This window comes from Leptothoe sp. LEGE 181152, assembly GCF_032906605.1.
GTDB lineage: Bacteria > Cyanobacteriota > Cyanobacteriia > Phormidesmidales > Phormidesmidaceae > Leptothoe > Leptothoe turfae.
On sequence record NZ_JASATU010000026.1, the window covers coordinates 98,798 to 115,085 of the forward strand.

The following is a 16,288-nucleotide window of genomic DNA, read 5'->3' on the forward strand; positions in this document are numbered from 1 at the left end:
TCTGCCTGATTAGAGGAGTTCTTTTTTCTTGTTGCGACTGCTGACTAGCAGTGCGATCGCACTTCCCACAAAAATGACTCCGCCTGTGGCCAACGCTTTTAGCGGCAGACCACCGGACTGGTCGGCACTAACCTGAGCAACAGGTGGCTCTGAAGTTTCAAGAGTTTCAATGGTTTGGGCGACGGCGGTTGGAGAAGCCCCATCGGTTTCTAAGCCAGTGGCGGCCTGGGTTTTGCGTGATTCGGCATAGAGCGACAGACTGCCCTGGATGACCAGTTGCTCACCCACTGATAGACCTGCGGTGATTTCAATCAGTTCGCCCTGGGTAGGGCCAGTGACCACATCCACCGGTTCGTAGAAACTTTCATACTGCACAAACACCAATTGCCGACCGTTATCGTCCACAAGGGCCGTTACCGGAATTAGGACAGCGGCGCTGCCATCGGTGGCAGGTTCAATTGGGGCTACCTGAATCCCGAGCAGCGGGTCGGTTTCAGCATTGATCTCCACACGGTTCACGCCGCCCGTTGCCTGGAATTCATCCCCATGACCCACATGGGCAAGTGCCCCAGGAGGAGCGATAGAGAAGCTCAAGGCCAGTAGTGAACTAAACAACAAAACGAATTTCATATAACCTCCCAACGGTATCTGATAAAAGCTTCCACAGAGTGCCATAGGGCAGATGAAATCGAGGTGAAATGGACACAACTTCGGTAGTATTGGCTCGTAGTTGATTGCCGTCGTGTTATGCGGGTGCTGCTGGTAGAAGACGAAGAAGATCTGGGTCAGGCGATTAAGCAAGTGCTGATGGACGAAAAGTACGTCGTGGATTGGGTCACGGACGGTGGGCAGGCCTGGAACTTTCTAGAAAGCCAGTGGACCGATTACACGGTGGCAATTTTCGATTGGCTACTGCCGAAACTCTCAGGCTTAGAGCTATGCCAACGTGTCAGAGCACAGCAAAATCCGTTGCCCATCCTGATGTTGACAGCCCTGGGACAAGCAGAAAATCGGATTGCTGGCTTGGACGCTGGAGCCGATGATTATTTAGTGAAACCCTTTGTCATGGCGGAGTTGCTGGCAAGGTTGCGGGCGTTGCAACGACGTTCACCCCAGTGGCGACCCCAACAGCTGACGGTAGGGCCATTTACCCTGAATGATGCCAATACCACCCTGCAAGTTGACCTGGAGGATCAGCCCCAACAGGCAATTCCGTTAACGACAAAAGAATTCCAGGTGCTGGCCTATCTGATGCAAAACCCAAATCGCATTCTCTCCGGCAGTAAGATTCGCCAACAGCTGTGGGATTTGGACGAGGAACCCGTGAGCAATGTTGTTGCCGCCCAAATGCGCTTGCTGCGCCGCAAGTTAGCCCGCCACCATTGTGACTGTCCCATTGAAACAGTGCCAGGCCAGGGTTATCGGTTCGTTCCATGAAGACTAGCCAACAGTTATTTCGCCGCAGTCGTCTGCGGTTAGCTTTATGAAAACCAGCATAAGCCAACAGTTATTTCGCCGCAGTCGTCTGCGGTTAGCCCTGTGGTATGCCCTGGTGATGGGTGGCATTTTAAGTCTGTCGGGGTTGGTGATGTATCGTGCCCTCTTTCAAGCGCGCTGGGGAGCACTGGAGCGAGAAATTGAATCCATTGCGGGGACATTACACGACAGTTTGGAACCCATGCTGCCTGCATCGGCAACACCGGCCACCGTGCTACAACAGATTTTTCCAGATCTGTGCCTGGCTAATCAACCTTGCGATGATCGTCCCACTCTGATCGAGCGCCATACGATGGGGGTGAGCGATCGCACCACATATTACGTACGCCTGTTCGACCGCCGGGGCCAGCTGTTGGCCTTTTCCCCCAACCAACCCCAGCAACCTCAGGATCTGAATCCTGCCCCATGGCAAACGCTCCAGGTAGAGAATGGACCTCGCTACCATCAGTTCACGACGGTTTTGCATGGCGCTGCCCATGGCCATTCCGGTTCAAATGAGGTTCATACCCATGCCTCCTGGGGCTATTTGCAAATTGGCCGCACCCTGGCGGATTTTGATGCAGAAACTCAACGGATTCGCTGGACCCTAGCGTTAGGGTTACCCCTCACCCTGGGGCTGGTGGTGGTCTCTAGTTGGGGACTGTCAGGGGTAGCTATGCAGCCCATTTATCGGTCTTACCAGCAGCAGCAACAGTTCACGGCCAATGCAGCCCACGAACTGAGATCGCCCCTAGCTAGCCTATTAGCCACAGTGGAGGCCACCCTACGCCTATCCCCAGCTCAGCTTCAGGAGATTCCCCCCAGATTACAAACCATCGAACGGCAGGGACGGCGTCTGAGTCAGCTGATTGCAGATCTACTGCTGCTGACTAGCCTGGAACAAGCGGCTTCGGCCTCCTCCTTTAAACCTTGTTGTCTCAATGATCTGATCACCGATCTGACGGAGGAATACCAGGAACTGGCAATGACTGCCAATGTGGATCTAACTTGTCAGCTGCCCAGTGATGAGCTGTATGTATCGGGTCAGGAATCTCAACTTTACCGATTGGTGGCGAATTTAATTGACAATGCGATTCGCCACACACCTGCCTATGGGGTTGTTGCTGTTGATTTAACAGCTAGCGATCGCACCGCTATTATCACAGTTAAAGATACGGGTACGGGCATTCCAAAAACGGAACAGCCCCGAATTTTTGAGCGTTTTTATCGAGTGGATGGGGGACGCGATCGCAAAACAGGAGGAACCGGCTTAGGGTTAGCCATCGCCCAGGCCATTGTCTCGCGCCACCGAGGAACCCTCACCGTTGAAAGTGTTATGGGCCAGGGTAGCCTGTTCACCATCCATTTTTCTTGCCTTGCTGCCCATGGGGCGCACTAGAAAATTGTTGCCTGATGAGTTGAGGCCGCCCATAAGGTGCACCGTTAGAAAGTCAGTTAAAAAATCGCCACAAGTTGGGATTGACAAGATTTCGATACACTCACAATGAAGTAACCGATATCATTGTCAATTTGGATCGCATCATGAAACGATTTTTAGTCTGGAGTATGGTAGTACTGCCACCAACCCTTCTTATTCTCCTATCCCTAAAACCGCTAGAAATTCATTCGATCCGTTTTCTTGGCTTTTTTGCTGCTGCGTTCGTAGCAATCCTGATCATGGCACTGAGGATAATTCCTGATCTTCAGTCTCAAAAGCGCTTTCGACAACAGGCGGCGGTATCACTCATCATGGTGGTTTCTATCATTGTATTTAACTGGCCGCTGAGGATAGCTTACGGGTTTTCCCGTCCTGCCTTTGAGCAAGTGGCAGGGCAGGTGATGACAGGAGAAACATTAGAAACTCCCCGACGCATTGGCTGGTTTCGTATTGAACGCATTGAGGCACCTGGCTTTGCCGCCAATGGCATTGATGACCAGGGTCTGCGTCTGTGGACTGGCGTTCACCCCAACGGAAATACTGGCTTTGTACAAGCGAGTCCCGATAATCTGCGGTTTAATCTGTGGAGTCATTTCAAATTAGATGAGACCTGGCAGTTTATTGCTGAAGACTAACTCAATGATGGGGAGACTGAATTACGGCGTTTCCCCAGAGCGAATGCTTTAGGCAACTAGGCTTGCAAGTCGGTGGATATGATTACAAAGAGCCCATTCTGTAGGGGACAATCCCTCGTTGTCATTGCTACGATGCGTCGCTAAAACGGCAGATTAACCATAAAGTATTGGGGATATATATCCAATACCTTCATCAGGCCAAAGCTCAGGAGCCCAGTACCCAGGAGGGCTGCGCCGAAGCCGATGGTGTTCTTCACCCACAGGGTGCAAAATTCCACGTATTTATCCATAAGGAAAATGACGAAAAAGGTGCCTGCGATCGCATTGACTACACCTAAGTCCAGAGATGTGGCCACTGCGATCAATAGGGGACCACTGAGACAGGTAACAACGTTTCGTAGCCAATACTTTTCCTTCGCCACCCACTTAGACGACAGAATTAGCATCCCCACAAAATAGACAAATGTGCCAGTGAACAAAGCACCGGTTTGAAACACATCCAGCGATCTGGGTAAATAGTGCTGGGTGAGACCCAGGCCAAACAGGATTAAACAGGCAGCGGCAAAGGTGCCCTGACCAGCTTTATCAGTGCTGTCAAACCCGATGATGATGGTCAATGGCCCCGCTAACAAAATAAACCCAAAGTAGGCCACAAATGCTAGGGATGCCAGCACCCCCAGGGTAATACTCTGGTTCCACCAGGCTGCCCCGGCATAGACCGCGCAGCAGGTACCGGACACAAATTTGATATCTTTTCCAACCCCTTGAAAGAACGTTTTCCAGTTCTCCTGGCTATGGAGTAAGAGCAGGCTTAAAAAGAAGATGACCGCGCCGAAAAAATTTAGGGTGAGTCCCTTTTGCAAAAACATTAAACCGGCCCCCACTCCACAGAAGAGAACTTTATATGCGGTAATGGGTATCTTTTTCAGGAATTCTATAATTGACAGGGCAACGGTCAAGACAAGGCCCGACAGAATTTGGAAAAGCTCTTTAATCACCCCAAAGCAGAGTAACCCCGTGCCTAATACGCTCACCATAACGGCCAGCACCCTGACGATTACTTGAATACGGAAAATTGCTTTAAACTGATTCCAGTGGCGTAGATCATTGACGGCAATGGTTTCACCCCGAATGTTTGATGCCTGGTCTGCATAGAACTGTCGCTGCGCGTTGCCCACCTCAGGAGATAACACATCCCTTGATTCCAGGTCATCTATCGTAAGAACATGGGTTCTTAATAGGGAGATGTCGTTATAGTCAGGGGCTGTATTTGCTGCGGATGCTGGTTGTACAAAACCAGTCAACAGAATGAACAGCAACAGCAGCGCACAGAAAATTCTTTTCATACCAAATCCAATTCGGTAAACCCGATTAACAATGGATAATTCTGTAGGGGCAATCTCTTGTAGTTCCCCTCTATCCACCCATTGATAATTATGATATGCAGGCTAACAGAGTAATGAGTTAACAGACATACGCCTATCTAATTGGCACACTTGAATAAGGAGGAAAGCTCTGAGTTTATCGCTTACTCTCCAGAGTCTCTTCTAAGCATAAAAAAGAACGGCTGAGGCGACTCTTTAAAGTCCATCAGCCCCAACACAGTACTATCATTTAACTTCCTAAAGGTGTCATTAATAGGCAGATAGTCATAAATCATCGTGGCGCTGACTTTGCCACGGTATTCCATCATGCGCAGTCTAGCCTGACTTTGTTCTGTTTTCAGCAACGAGGTGGATAGACCCAGAAGTGGTTTCATAAAATCACTCTTGATGCCTGGCATGTTCAAAGCCCATTTCATCGCCATGGGCTGGGGGGCAACTTTAATAATCTCTCCCTGGCCATCTAAAAACAACAAGGGATGTACGGTCTCAGGGTCGATAAATTCTTTTCCGTACCAGTTGGATGCTTCTAGCATGCCATCCATAGGGTGGGAGGTGTGCAGTCCAGAGCCTTGCCAGCGACCAATCATAAACTCCAGATTGATGGGGTCTAGAGAATCGAATAGCTGCAAGGCTTTTTCGGTGGTGGTTTTGCCCGTTTGAAGAAGTGCCTGACGGTTTTCTGGGGTTTCCATTATTTTTGTTGGGTCGGGTTAACCGAGATAGCCAACAGGATTGGTTTAGGATATCCCATGCTAAATTCAAATTCAGTAGCCCTGATCGAAAATAGCCAATTCTGTAGGGGCAATCCTTTGTGGTTGCCCTGCGACATTTACAGGCACCTGTCCAGAATCCTATTACCCATATTTCATCTTGGAAGATTTTGGCTAATGGCAATGATTACGTCTACTCAACGCCCCAGGCATTTAGCAAAGATGTTGCGCGCTCAACTTCAGCTTCATTCTCCTGTTGCTCATACAGTCGGCGAGCTTTTTGCAAAGAATCAACAGCGGCTTCTCGTCGGCCCTGTCCCCATAATGCCAAACCTAGGTTATACCGAGCACCCGCATCCTCAGGAAACTGACGAACAATTTGTCGATATGAAATGACTGCTCGAATATACTGCTCTCGCTCTAGCAGCATCGACCCAAACTCTGCCTGAGCTGGCACAAAACTAGGGTTCGCCTCAATCGTTTCCTCAAAATGAATAAATGCTGCAGCATTATCACCTCGCTCCTGCATGATCAGCGCTAGCTGATAATGACTTTCCCAATCCCGAGGGTTCGCTGAAATCGCACGTCGCAAAGATTCCTCCGCTTGACGTTCCCGACCCTGGTAAATCCAAATTTTAGCCAGGTTGCCATGGATACTACCCCGGTTACTATCAATCCGTAACGCCCGTTGCAACGGCTCTAATGCATCCTCAAAACGTTCTTGCTGCAAGTAAAGGAGACCAATTGCCTCATACACCTGGGCATTATTAGGTGCCAGGCGAGCAGCTTCTTCCAATGCATTGAGTGCCAGATCATACTCATTCTGCCTCAGCAACATATTGCCCAGCCCCAAATAAGCATTGGCCTCACTGGGAGCCATGCGCGTAATCGTACGGTAGGCATCTGCTGCCTCGGCATAGCGCTCTGCCTGATAAAGACCGTGGGCCAACCCATACCGGAATGACACATTGCGACTATCGCGATCAATGGCCTGGCGATAGCTCTCTACCGCTAGCTGATAGTCCCCCTTCAGAATCTGGAGATAGCCAATACCTGAATAAAGCCGCGCATTATTACGATCAATGGCCAGGGCCTCTTGGTAGGCTGCGATCGCAGCTGAATAGTTTTCGTTATCCACATTTTGCTGGGCCACCCGCAGCAGTTCCCCCAGCCGTTCCTCGTCCGCATCCGACAGCTCCGTCAGCTGAGTTTCCTCAAGCGCTTCACTTTGAGCCAGCAAAACATCAGGGGGCTCAACCGCATTCGCCGCCACCGGCAAAAGCCAAAGCATCCCAGCAAGGGTGGCCACTAGCCTTAATTTTGGTGCGGGCGATAGTCCCATGGGTGTAGTAACCATTGACATTGATGTAGACTCCTCACTGACTCAAATAATTCTGCATTCAGCTGGCAGAACGCTACCCAGAGTTTGTGTCTTAATATGACGGTGCTGCTAATGGGATAGTCAATGATTTTAGCAACTACCGATACACTTCAAGGGAAAAATATTAAACAGTATTTGGGAATCGTCACCGCTGAGGTGATTTATGGTAGTAATATGCTCTGTGTCTAAGAAGCCTGATTTGCATAACTTTCAGGGCTTGGGGTCCAGGATTGAACTAAATTTGACTTAATTGTCACAGCCCCACAAGCGCTAAAACTAAAAACTGTCACTTCAGTCGCTATCCGCAGGGGTTTCATTGGCCTCGCTATCAAGCCAGCCTAAGTCCTCAGCAATTGCTTGCCTTGCTATTTCTTGCCAGTTCTTTATTCTACCGTCTTTGATTGCCTGTTTCATGCTGGGCGGCATTCGAATCGTCATCTTTTCTGTGCATGGCTCTGACCACTCATATTTTTGCTTAAACCCATATTCTGTAATGTTGGGGTTGCCTCCGGGTCTGCCTTTTGCCATTGGTCCTTATGAATGAACAATGCCCAGATCTACGCCGCCCCCAACGCATTATCCGGGGCGAGGGTTAGGGCAGATCTGCAACGCTCGGCATGGGTGGCATCGGAAATAGTCCCGCCAATCTTATTTAAAGATTGAAGGTTCTCAGCTTTCCTTATAAAGAGTCGAATGTTTTGTTCTGAAACACGGGCATAGTACAAGCACAGTAATGCAGACTGTAATACAGTTCCGCATTAATGCCATGCTTAAGATCATCATCCCCCTATCAATTGCCCTTGCTTCTTCGGTCACAATCTCAGGGCAGGCACTTTCCTGCTACATGGAGACTGCGGAAGGACGGATCGATCTGAGTCATATGTGTGGGGATGGAAGTACTACAAATGCACCTGCAACGCCAACAGCTCCCCCACCTCAACGAGGGGAACGGGTGATTGTAGCACCGGTTCCCACTGAGCCAATAGCTACCTTTCAGGTGCAACGGATTAATCGGGAAACCGGCGAAGCTTATGGCATTGTCCGGTTTAGCAATGAGGCTCCTATGGGCACTGTTGTACGTTACTGGGCTGATGTTGATGGCGTAACTCGCTCATTTGGCTCAGTCGTGAGAGAGCGAGGACATCGCAACATAGGCGTGGAATTTTGGCTCCCTGCGGGGACTAGCCTTAATGACATTGAAAATGAAGGGGCGGGGTAGATTCACCCACCCCCAGGTAGTATTTCATCTGCGATGAGTTTCATGGAGGACGTCTGTCCCTGTGACTGCATCGTTACGGGTGCGTGACAATGCCGATATTACACTGATGTCACACGCAACCGTAACATTACTGATGCGTTACCATGGCTATGCACCAGGGGTTACCTCTACAATGGGTTCGCTTCCCTAACTGTCAAGGGCGTCTTGAGTGTAGTTTTCTCTAGGCAATCCTTTTGTACGTGAAGGATTGCCTAGAGAGTCAGGACAGGGGCAACTGTCCTGCTCTCATCTTCATTTCCTACATCTTTCAACTTTCTCCGCACTCTAGTCCCTCGTCAACTCATTAGCTCGTAGCCCTGGGCATAGATATTGCAGCCAAGCACAACCACCTTAGAGTGGCCTGAATCGTTCAACACTTTGAGCGCACGAGCATGACCTAAGGTATTCTCCTGAACCAAGAAGCTAGTGATCGGGCAGTTAATGCTGCTCTGATCAGGCTGGGTTTACAAGTTCAGGCAAGACCGTAAAAAGCCAAGCAACTATTAGAACGCACCAAGACACAATAAAAATAAGGCTCAATATGGAATTCAGGGAGGTCTGTGGCCTGAAGGGATAGACTAAATGGCGAAATAGCTCTGTACCTGGGTTAAGAAATATCCTGAGCGTCATCGTTATCATTGTCATGACTGTGAGAGAGATTTTGATGACCTGACGAAAAGCATCTTTTCAGGGCGTCATCAGCCGCTTCGAGTCTGGGTTGTCTGCTTATATCTAATGGGGCTTAACCTCTCCAATCAACAGATTGCTAAAGAGCTAAATTTGAACAAAATGATGTGCAAAAAATGACGCATAAACTCCGTCAAGCGGTTGTTGATAAGGCCCCTGTAGTCACTCTTTCGGGAGACATCGAGTTTGATGAGGTCCATGTCAATACCATTGAGGGCGTCTGGTCACTGCTACGCTCCTGGTTACGGCCTCACCGAGGGATTTCACAAGGACATCTTCCCGTGTATCTGGGTTTCTTTGAGTTTATGCATAATGCCCGACGATGAGGAAAAGCATTATTAGCCAGTCTATTATGTAGCTACCGTACTCAGCTCACTCCTTAAAACGCATATTGAGCCTACATTTCTTCTTCACCTAGCGTCCTCGGATAGGGCAACTGATGCCGGGCGCAGGCTTTTTTGATGCGCAAAATCAGATCGGTCTTATAGACATATTCATCCCGTGCATCCATGGGATAGGATCTCAGCTTGAGGTGGGTTGCCCAGGTTTCTTCTGACACCACCACCATGACCGGCAGCTTAAGCTGGGTATAGCGACTGCTATAGGCGGCCTGGTACAAAATTTCGACGGCCAGTTCCGTATTGGCTTCGTGGGCAAAGTAAAACTCAGTCATCACCTGGGCTTCGAGTTGACCGCTGTTGGCATTGGAAATGGGATTGGTCCAGGTAACATTGTGGGGAATGGTAACGGCGTTGTCGTCAGGGGTTTGTAGCCGCACACCCCGCAGGCCATAGTCAATCACTTCGCCATAATGGTCGCCAATTTGGATGCGATCGCCCATACGAAAGGGGCCTTCAAACAGGTTGACTACACCAGCAATGATGGAACTGGCATAGTCTTTAAAGGCAAAGCCTAGGGCAACGGCAATGGTGCCTGTCAAGGCAAGCAGATTCGAGCCGGTTAGATTTAGGAATAGGGGCAACAAATAGGCAATGGTAACAATCAAGACGATACCCTTCAGAAAAGGGACTGACTGCTTGATAATTAGCCTGAAGCGACGCGGTACTTGCTCTGAAAGGATGTCAGTGCCAACCCGAATCAGGAATAGCAAACCATAGGCCGCTAACACGGCAAAACTGCCCTGCAGAATCTCTGATGTGTTGGGTCGCTTAAAGATATCGAGGACATCTGCCGATGTAGTGAGGTCCTGAGCTGTGGCAAGACTTGTCAGAGCCAGCAACGCTATGGTGGTCGCGATCGCAATCTTCACTCCCTTAACCATGGCTCCCCCTAAGCTTTTCCAATTAAAAAGTTGTTATTGCCAAGTTCTTTGTAGAGCTTGGGATAATGGGCCGGATGGACAATCAACCGACGACCGCGCTGACGGATAATGCCTTCGCGCCGTAGCACCTGCAATCGGGAGCGGATATTGCGTTCGGCTTCGCCCAGGCTAATGGCTAGGTGAGATCGCGTCATTTCTCGATGAATCAATAATGAATGCAGCAAATAGCGATCCATTGCTTCCAGGGTCATCAGCCCCGGTAGCGTTGGTTTAGTGGGCAACAGTTCAATTAAGGCGGTTTCATTTGCGATCGCGCCTTCATCTGTTAACACATCAGCCTTAATTTGCAACGACTTGAGCCACAGCTGAGCCGCTGTACTAGCGATACCGTCTGCCGTGCTGGCCAGGCTATCCCAATAGCTATCATTTGCTTCCGAAAACTGCACCATGGGACCCGTTGCTTGGGTCTCTAAGTTGGTTTCAAGTAACGGAGCCAGCCAGGTTTTTAGCTCTGCCCCAGACAGTTTTGGCAATGAAATCGTCTGTTCAAAATAGGCACTGATCTGACAAACCCGTTCTAAAAAGCTCCAAGACCAGTGATTACAGCCAAATACCCAAAAGCGAGAAGTGTCCTGGGCACTCAGGGTTTGCAAATATTCAATGCCCTCCCACCCTTCAATGCAGCGCAGAAAACAGGGCTCTAAACTAGACACCACCATGATGTTGGGCACATGGCGATCGAGATCTGTCTGGGTAACCGGCGTGGCAATTTCACTGGGCACCTCATCATCAGGCTCTAACTCCCGCTTAAGGTGTTGAGGCACCGTCAGCGGATCGGGTGGCCGATGATATCCCCCTAAGAAAAAACGCACTTCACAGTCAGGTAAATCCTGATGGACACTGGCTTTAAGGATCGGTCCAATCTCTTCCACCGGACGACCTAGCACCACCAGCGTATTATTCTCAACCTCAGGATTTGCCTGCCAGTCCTGCAATGCTTTAGTTAAGGATGCCTGAATAGCGGCTTGGTAGGGTTGAGGTGTCGGTAGCTGAGCCACCTGTTCGTTCACACTGTTGAGCACCCCCGGCGGCGCATTCACCAGTTCTTCGGTCGGCTCAGAGCTGGCAGAATGAGAAAACCGAGCTGGAATCGTTTTTAGTAAAGAGGAAAATTGTTTCCTCACCACGGTTACCTTATAAGAACTGGTACCAATAGTACCGTTCTTTGATCCCTCTCGAATACTGGTTCTTCGTTTTTCGTTCTCCGTTTTTCGTTTTGGAAGCCTGTTGTGGCAAAACCACTTTAATTTGAGAGATGTAGTTGAAGTTTCAAAAGAGGGCTAATTGGATCAAAATTGCTAAAGGGGTTAAGAGATTGGTGAAAGCCCTATTTCTAGAGCTTCACAACCAAGTTTTCGCTACGCTTTGAGAAGTCTTACACCTATAGCAAACGGCCCTCAATTAGCGGTGGGTGCGGTGGGTTTTGCACCCACTGTGGGCTTCAGCTGAGAGTCATCGATCGCCAGCCTGGGCTGAATCATATCTGACAAAGACGGATTTAACAAAACAGTTCGAGGCAGCTCTTGTGTTGTGGACAGAATATTTACAACACGTCGCTTTTGATAGTGTTGAACAATATTACAGATAGTGCACATCTCCAGTTCACTCCTTAATTACAACTGCTTAATCTTTCTGAACGATGTAATAGTTATTTTGAAAATCATGGTCTAGCTGCTTAATCGTGACTTGGGTAAAGCCAGCATCTTTTAGCATAGACAGCGCTTTTTCTTCTCCCCACATCGCACCTAAGCCCATGCCGCCCTGGGCCAGAGATACCGTCATACAGTGCATACAAGAAACGGTATAAAGAAAGGGCGCTGCTGGGTGATCCATATTGCCTGCTACGTTGGTGGTAGCTCGAATATCTTGCATCAGATAAATACCGTCGGGTCGCAATGCACGATAAATATTCTTGAGAACAATATCGGGATGGGCCTGATCGTGAATCGCATCAAACGTAGTAATCAAGTCATACTGCTCAGGTGCATCAAAGAACGTGGCATCTTGTACTTCAAACTGAATATTAGATAAAGGGCGATACTGGCTCTCTTCACGGGCTGTGGTAATGGCCGATTCAGATAAATCAATGCCCCGAAATCGGCTATTCGGAAATAGTTTTGCCATTGTGTTGAGGGCACGACCGCTACCACAGCCCAAATCCAATACTTGTATGCCTTGTTTTAGGTCATCCATCAGCCCTGGTACTAAAGGCAACACATATTCTGTTAAAGCTGACACCGTTGTTTGACCGCTATCTTCCGCCATCACCGGATGGAATCGCTTAAATTGAGCGTAGGGCACACCCCCCCCGTCATAAAAACAGTCAATAATCGGATCCTCCACAGTCCCTAACAGAGGGATATATTGAGCAAAGGCGGCAATGTTGTCAGGGCTAGCCGCACGGGTGAGCACAGCCGCATACTCACGGGGTAGGAAATAGGTATCCTGTTCCGTGTCATAGGTGATGAATCGGCCCGTCACCATTGCCCCCAGCCATTCACGCACATAGCGCTCATTAAGTCCGGCAGCATCAGCAATCTGCTGGCTGGTGGCAGGCGGCAGTTCAGCTAGCGTGTCAAATAGCCCAGTACGGTGGCCAATGGAGGTCATCAGTGCCAACGCGCCATTGTTTAGGATATCTAGCAAGCGCTCAGCAAACACTTCAGTCAAGTCAGCGGATGTCGTCATGGTCAGTTCTCCACATTGCAGGTGATGGTCTAACCCTAATCAACCCAACGTTCTACCTCCGTTCCCACACCGTTCCCACCCAAATGTAGAATCCTCAACTGAGGTTATATGAGGTTCACTCAAACAAATTACAATGGACTGCAAGGACGATTGCAGCTGTTATAAGGTGCGGGTGTTGACTGTGGGCAAGCAGTTCCTAAAGGTGTCTTTGCTGGGCAGCTTTCACATTGTCCAAGCAGGAGCAGGCAGTGTAGAGTTGCGATCGCGATCACAACACCTGCTCGCCTATCTAATTTTGCATCGCCATGCCCCCCAGTCTCGCCAACGTATTGCCGGGCAGCTATGGCCAGATTCCGCCGACACTCAAGACCGCACGAATCTAAGAAAAGAACTGCACTATCTAAGGCACACCTGTCCTGCCATCGAGCAGCTCATCACTATCACCAAATCCACACTACACTGGCAGCCACAGATTCCCTGTGAAGTGGATCTTGATATTTTTGAAACTGCCCTAGCCTCAGCAGCGGAGGCAGACGGAGCTGCCGCTGTTGGTTTTCTTGAAACTGCCATCAAAGTCTATCAAGGGGATCTGTGGCCAGACTGTGATGCTGACTGGATTTATAGCGAGCAAGAACATCTCAGAAAAAGCTATGGCCAGGCCTTGGCTCAGCTGACTCGACAGCTACAGGCCCTGGGTGAAATAACCAAAGCGATCGCAACGGGACAGCAGTGGTTAAAGGCTGAACCTCTCGAAGAAAGTGCTTATCAGACGTTGATGGCCCTTTATGGGAAAATAGGAGACCGCTCCACCGCCTTGCAGTTGTACCACCAGTGCATGACTACCCTGCAAACGGAATTAGGGGTACCTCCCAGCCCTACAACAGCGAACATTTATCAGCAGCTATTGTTAGCAGAGGAAAGTGCTGTTAAGACAACAACAGAAGCTCTTCAATCTGCACAGCCTGCTTCAGCTATACCATTGTCTCTGGCTACCCCCAATGCTACGAGCACCTTAGTTGGACGTGAGCAGTTGTTTGGCAGCTTAGAGCAATGGCTGTTATCGACCTTGGACAAGCCTGCACCTTTATTATTACTAACCGGAGAGCCTGGCATTGGCAAAACTCGACTGCTGGAAGCCTTAGCGAAGAGTGCGGCTCAAGACAGCTGGCATACTTGCTGGGGAAGTGCCTTTGCAGCAGAGCAGCTGCGTTCCTACGGCGTGTGGATAGATTTACTGCGTACCGCCCATCTCTCTGAGTCCTTTCCCCAGCTAGGGGATACCTCAAACAATTTACAAAATCGGGGACAGCTGTTGGACGCTATGGTGCAGAGCTTGAGGGCTATAGCCAGTCCTGAACAGCCTCTATTGCTTTTATTTGATGATATTCACTGGTTAGATGACGCGTCAACGGCGCTGCTACACTATATCTTTCGTCTAATGGGGCAAGGGCCATTGCGCATTGCCTGTGCCGCTCGACAACAAGAACTGCAAGAAAATTCAGCCGTTCTCACCTTAATCAAGTCCCTACGGCGGGCTAAACGACTACAGGAGATAGCCGTTCCTCCCCTGTCGGCTAAGGCAATAGGGGCACTCGTCACACCGCTGCTCAACTCCGAAGATGGAGCCAAACCACTAGATACTCAAAAAATCTCTCAACAAATCTACAGCGACAGCGGTGGTAATCCTTTATTTGCCTTAGAAGTCGCACGGGCCAATACTGGAGAGACCAGTGATCTACAGGGATTAATTGACGATCGTTTGCAGCGACTGGATGGAGCCGCAAGAGACTTGATTCCTTGGGCCGCAGCGTTAGGACGACGCTTTAATCCAGAGATTTTGGCCCTGGCGGCCAGCTACCCACCCATGCAGTTTCTGTTGGCCATGGAACAATTGGAACACCAACAGATTGTGCAGCCCGTTAACCCAGGGGCCTCAGCCAGCTTTGATGAACAGGGTAACTATGATTTTGTTCATGATTTGGTGCGCCAGGCAGCCTACAATCAGCTGTCGTTGCCCCGCCGTCGCATTATCCATGGTCAACTGGCTAAAATCCTGGAATCCCAAATGGTGGAGGATGATTTAGCCAGCCAGGTGGCCTACCATGCGGGTTTGGCGGGTAACCATGCCTTGGCGGCTAAGTCCTGTGTCACCGCTGCCAGCCGCAGTTTACGACTGTTTGCCTATACAGATGTGATGCAGCTGGTAAATCGGGGGTTAGAACATAGCCATTACTTGCCCAGTTGCGATCGCATCTTCTACTCCACCCAACTCCTGCGCACAAGAGTTTTAGCCGGTGTATCCACATCAGACGCCACCACTGTAGAAGCTCAAATCCAGCAACAGTTAGCGGATTTGGTGGGTCTAAATCTGCCAGAAGCAGAAGCCGCTGCGCGACAGGCCCTTGCTTTCTTAAAGTACACCCAAGAGAACTTGACCGATGTGCATCAACAATGTTTAGAAGCCATAGAGGTTATGCCTCCAATTCCCCGGCTACAGGCAGAAAATCTAGCCGCGAATGGCTGCTGTTTAGCTGAAATTGAACGGGATATGGATCGGGCTGAAGCCATTTTATTGGAAGCCCAATCTCTGGCCAACCCGCTGGGTGCATCCATCAGCGACATTCATTTAGGACTAGGCTGCATTTATCGTTACCGTGGCGACTATGACCTAGCTCAGCAGCAGCTAACAACCGCCCTGCAAGTAGCTCAAAGTCACACACCCAATCAGCGCGATCAGCTAAATGAAAGCCATAGTCTCGCCAATCTGGCCATGAACAGTTGGGACCGTCAACAGCCTGACCCTGGCTATGCAAAAGCCCTACTGGAGTTAGCGCCTAACCTGCCCCAGGGGAGTAATGCCACCTTTGCAGACGCCTTAATTGCCCTATACGCCTATGGCAACAACCCAGACCAGACAGGTCAAACAGCTCTGACGGAGACATTGAGCCAACTTGATCAGCTGGATGCTCAACGGAAACGAGTTTTTATCGCCAGCCATGCTGCTGAGATTGCCCTCCGGCAAGAGGACGGGGTCATCGCTCTCACCTATGCAAGCATAGCTAGCCAAGCGGCTAACATTGTTGAGCATCCCAACGATATGGCTGTGGCAAATGCCCTGTGTGTTCTCAGTGCTAGTCTGCTAGACGATCACACAACGCGGCATCACCATTGGCAATTGTTACAGGCATTGCCTGCTACTAACTTAAGTAGTCGGGCTCAGCTGTTAATCGCCGAAGCTAAACAGACTGTGAAGCAAGGGGAAAAACGAATCGAAGACTGAGATAGTAT

The 16,288-nt window shown here is 49.7% G+C and carries 14 protein-coding genes and 2 pseudogenes; 7 read left to right on the plus strand and 9 right to left on the minus strand.

The annotated features are described in order from the left end of the window. Positions 1-9: 9 nt before the first annotated feature. Positions 10-630 carry a permuted SH3 domain-containing protein gene (locus QGP82_RS15110; RefSeq protein WP_499060023.1) on the minus strand — a complete coding sequence of 207 codons (621 nt, stop codon included), beginning with the start codon at positions 628-630 and terminating at the stop codon, positions 10-12. A gap of 117 nt (positions 631-747) precedes the next feature. Between QGP82_RS15110 and rppA the strand changes: the two genes are divergently transcribed. The 3 genes from rppA to QGP82_RS15125 all read left to right on the plus strand — a co-directional run bounded on the left by rppA (position 748) and on the right by QGP82_RS15125 (position 3,549). Next, entirely contained in the window at positions 748-1,437 is a 690-nt protein-coding gene (rppA, locus tag QGP82_RS15115) for a two-component system response regulator RppA (RefSeq protein WP_163670855.1), read from the plus strand. A gap of 46 nt (positions 1,438-1,483) precedes the next feature. Then, complete coding sequence (gene rppB, locus QGP82_RS15120; RefSeq protein ID WP_499060024.1) at positions 1,484-2,875, plus strand: two-component system sensor histidine kinase RppB; 1,392 nt, start codon at positions 1,484-1,486, stop codon at positions 2,873-2,875. A 278-nt stretch (positions 2,876-3,153) separates the two neighbouring features. Next, complete coding sequence (locus tag QGP82_RS15125) at positions 3,154-3,549, plus strand: hypothetical protein (protein WP_499060025.1); 396 nt, start codon at positions 3,154-3,156, stop codon at positions 3,547-3,549. A gap of 140 nt (positions 3,550-3,689) precedes the next feature. Here the strand turns inward: QGP82_RS15125 and QGP82_RS15130 are convergent, their stop codons facing one another. From QGP82_RS15130 to QGP82_RS15140, 3 genes are all read right to left on the minus strand, one after another. After that, positions 3,690-4,895, minus strand: coding sequence for a hypothetical protein (locus tag QGP82_RS15130; RefSeq protein WP_499060026.1), 1,206 nt, complete (start codon positions 4,893-4,895; stop codon positions 3,690-3,692). A gap of 182 nt (positions 4,896-5,077) precedes the next feature. Next, positions 5,078-5,626 carry a DUF4334 domain-containing protein gene (locus QGP82_RS15135; protein WP_499060027.1) on the minus strand — a complete coding sequence of 183 codons (549 nt, stop codon included), beginning with the start codon at positions 5,624-5,626 and terminating at the stop codon, positions 5,078-5,080. A 211-nt stretch (positions 5,627-5,837) separates the two neighbouring features. Further along, positions 5,838-7,007, minus strand: a complete 1,170-nt coding sequence (locus QGP82_RS15140; RefSeq protein WP_499060029.1) for a tetratricopeptide repeat protein — start codon at positions 7,005-7,007, stop codon at positions 5,838-5,840. 102 nt (positions 7,008-7,109) lie between these two features. Between QGP82_RS15140 and QGP82_RS15145 the strand changes: the two are divergent. Continuing rightward, positions 7,110-7,205: pseudogene (locus QGP82_RS15145) on the plus strand (heavy metal-binding domain-containing protein); the annotation flags it as partial. Between the two features lie 111 nt (positions 7,206-7,316). Here the strand turns inward: QGP82_RS15145 and QGP82_RS15150 are convergent. Further along, entirely contained in the window at positions 7,317-7,553 is a 237-nt protein-coding gene (locus tag QGP82_RS15150; protein ID WP_006519698.1) for a hypothetical protein, read from the minus strand. A 205-nt stretch (positions 7,554-7,758) separates the two neighbouring features. Between QGP82_RS15150 and QGP82_RS15155 the strand changes: the two genes are divergently transcribed. Both QGP82_RS15155 and QGP82_RS15160 read left to right on the plus strand, forming a co-directional pair. Continuing rightward, positions 7,759-8,244, plus strand: a complete 486-nt coding sequence (locus QGP82_RS15155) for a hypothetical protein (RefSeq protein ID WP_163670866.1) — start codon at positions 7,759-7,761, stop codon at positions 8,242-8,244. 660 nt (positions 8,245-8,904) lie between these two features. Beyond that, positions 8,905-9,296: pseudogene (locus tag QGP82_RS15160) on the plus strand (transposase); the annotation flags it as partial. 71 nt (positions 9,297-9,367) lie between these two features. Here the strand turns inward: QGP82_RS15160 and QGP82_RS15165 are convergent. The 4 genes from QGP82_RS15165 to QGP82_RS15180 all read right to left on the minus strand — a co-directional run bounded on the left by QGP82_RS15165 (position 9,368) and on the right by QGP82_RS15180 (position 13,000). After that, complete coding sequence (locus QGP82_RS15165; protein WP_163700403.1) at positions 9,368-10,252, minus strand: mechanosensitive ion channel family protein; 885 nt, start codon at positions 10,250-10,252, stop codon at positions 9,368-9,370. A gap of 8 nt (positions 10,253-10,260) precedes the next feature. Beyond that, positions 10,261-11,439 carry a MarR family transcriptional regulator gene (locus QGP82_RS15170; RefSeq protein ID WP_163671499.1) on the minus strand — a complete coding sequence of 393 codons (1,179 nt, stop codon included), beginning with the start codon at positions 11,437-11,439 and terminating at the stop codon, positions 10,261-10,263. Between the two features lie 270 nt (positions 11,440-11,709). Continuing rightward, positions 11,710-11,907: a hypothetical protein gene (locus QGP82_RS15175; protein ID WP_163671498.1), complete on the minus strand. Its 198-nt coding sequence runs from the start codon at positions 11,905-11,907 to the stop codon at positions 11,710-11,712. Between the two features lie 28 nt (positions 11,908-11,935). Then, complete coding sequence (locus QGP82_RS15180) at positions 11,936-13,000, minus strand: class I SAM-dependent methyltransferase (protein ID WP_499060032.1); 1,065 nt, start codon at positions 12,998-13,000, stop codon at positions 11,936-11,938. Positions 13,001-13,181: 181 nt separating this feature from the next. Between QGP82_RS15180 and QGP82_RS15185 the strand changes: the two genes are divergently transcribed. Beyond that, on the plus strand, positions 13,182-16,280 hold the full coding sequence (locus tag QGP82_RS15185) for an ATP-binding protein (protein WP_499060034.1): 3,099 nt from the start codon (positions 13,182-13,184) through the stop codon (positions 16,278-16,280). Positions 16,281-16,288 lie beyond the last annotated feature (8 nt).

Bases quoted from the DNA above. Each gene is read 5' to 3' on its own strand.
- QGP82_RS15110 (WP_499060023.1), bottom strand. From the start codon at position 630: ATGAAATTCGTTTTGTTGTTTAGTTCACTACTGGCCTTGAGCTTCTCT.
- rppA (WP_163670855.1), top strand. From the start codon at position 748: ATGCGGGTGCTGCTGGTAGAAGACGAAGAAGATCTGGGTCAGGCGATT.
- rppB (WP_499060024.1), top strand. From the start codon at position 1,484: ATGAAAACCAGCATAAGCCAACAGTTATTTCGCCGCAGTCGTCTGCGG.
- QGP82_RS15125 (WP_499060025.1), top strand. From the start codon at position 3,154: ATGGCACTGAGGATAATTCCTGATCTTCAGTCTCAAAAGCGCTTTCGA.
- QGP82_RS15130 (WP_499060026.1), bottom strand. From the start codon at position 4,895: ATGAAAAGAATTTTCTGTGCGCTGCTGTTGCTGTTCATTCTGTTGACT.
- QGP82_RS15135 (WP_499060027.1), bottom strand. From the start codon at position 5,626: ATGGAAACCCCAGAAAACCGTCAGGCACTTCTTCAAACGGGCAAAACC.
- QGP82_RS15140 (WP_499060029.1), bottom strand. From the start codon at position 7,007: ATGTCAATGGTTACTACACCCATGGGACTATCGCCCGCACCAAAATTA.
- QGP82_RS15150 (WP_006519698.1), bottom strand. From the start codon at position 7,553: ATGGCAAAAGGCAGACCCGGAGGCAACCCCAACATTACAGAATATGGG.
- QGP82_RS15155 (WP_163670866.1), top strand. From the start codon at position 7,759: ATGCAGACTGTAATACAGTTCCGCATTAATGCCATGCTTAAGATCATC.
- QGP82_RS15165 (WP_163700403.1), bottom strand. From the start codon at position 10,252: ATGGTTAAGGGAGTGAAGATTGCGATCGCGACCACCATAGCGTTGCTG.
- QGP82_RS15175 (WP_163671498.1), bottom strand. From the start codon at position 11,907: ATGTGCACTATCTGTAATATTGTTCAACACTATCAAAAGCGACGTGTT.
- QGP82_RS15180 (WP_499060032.1), bottom strand. From the start codon at position 13,000: ATGACGACATCCGCTGACTTGACTGAAGTGTTTGCTGAGCGCTTGCTA.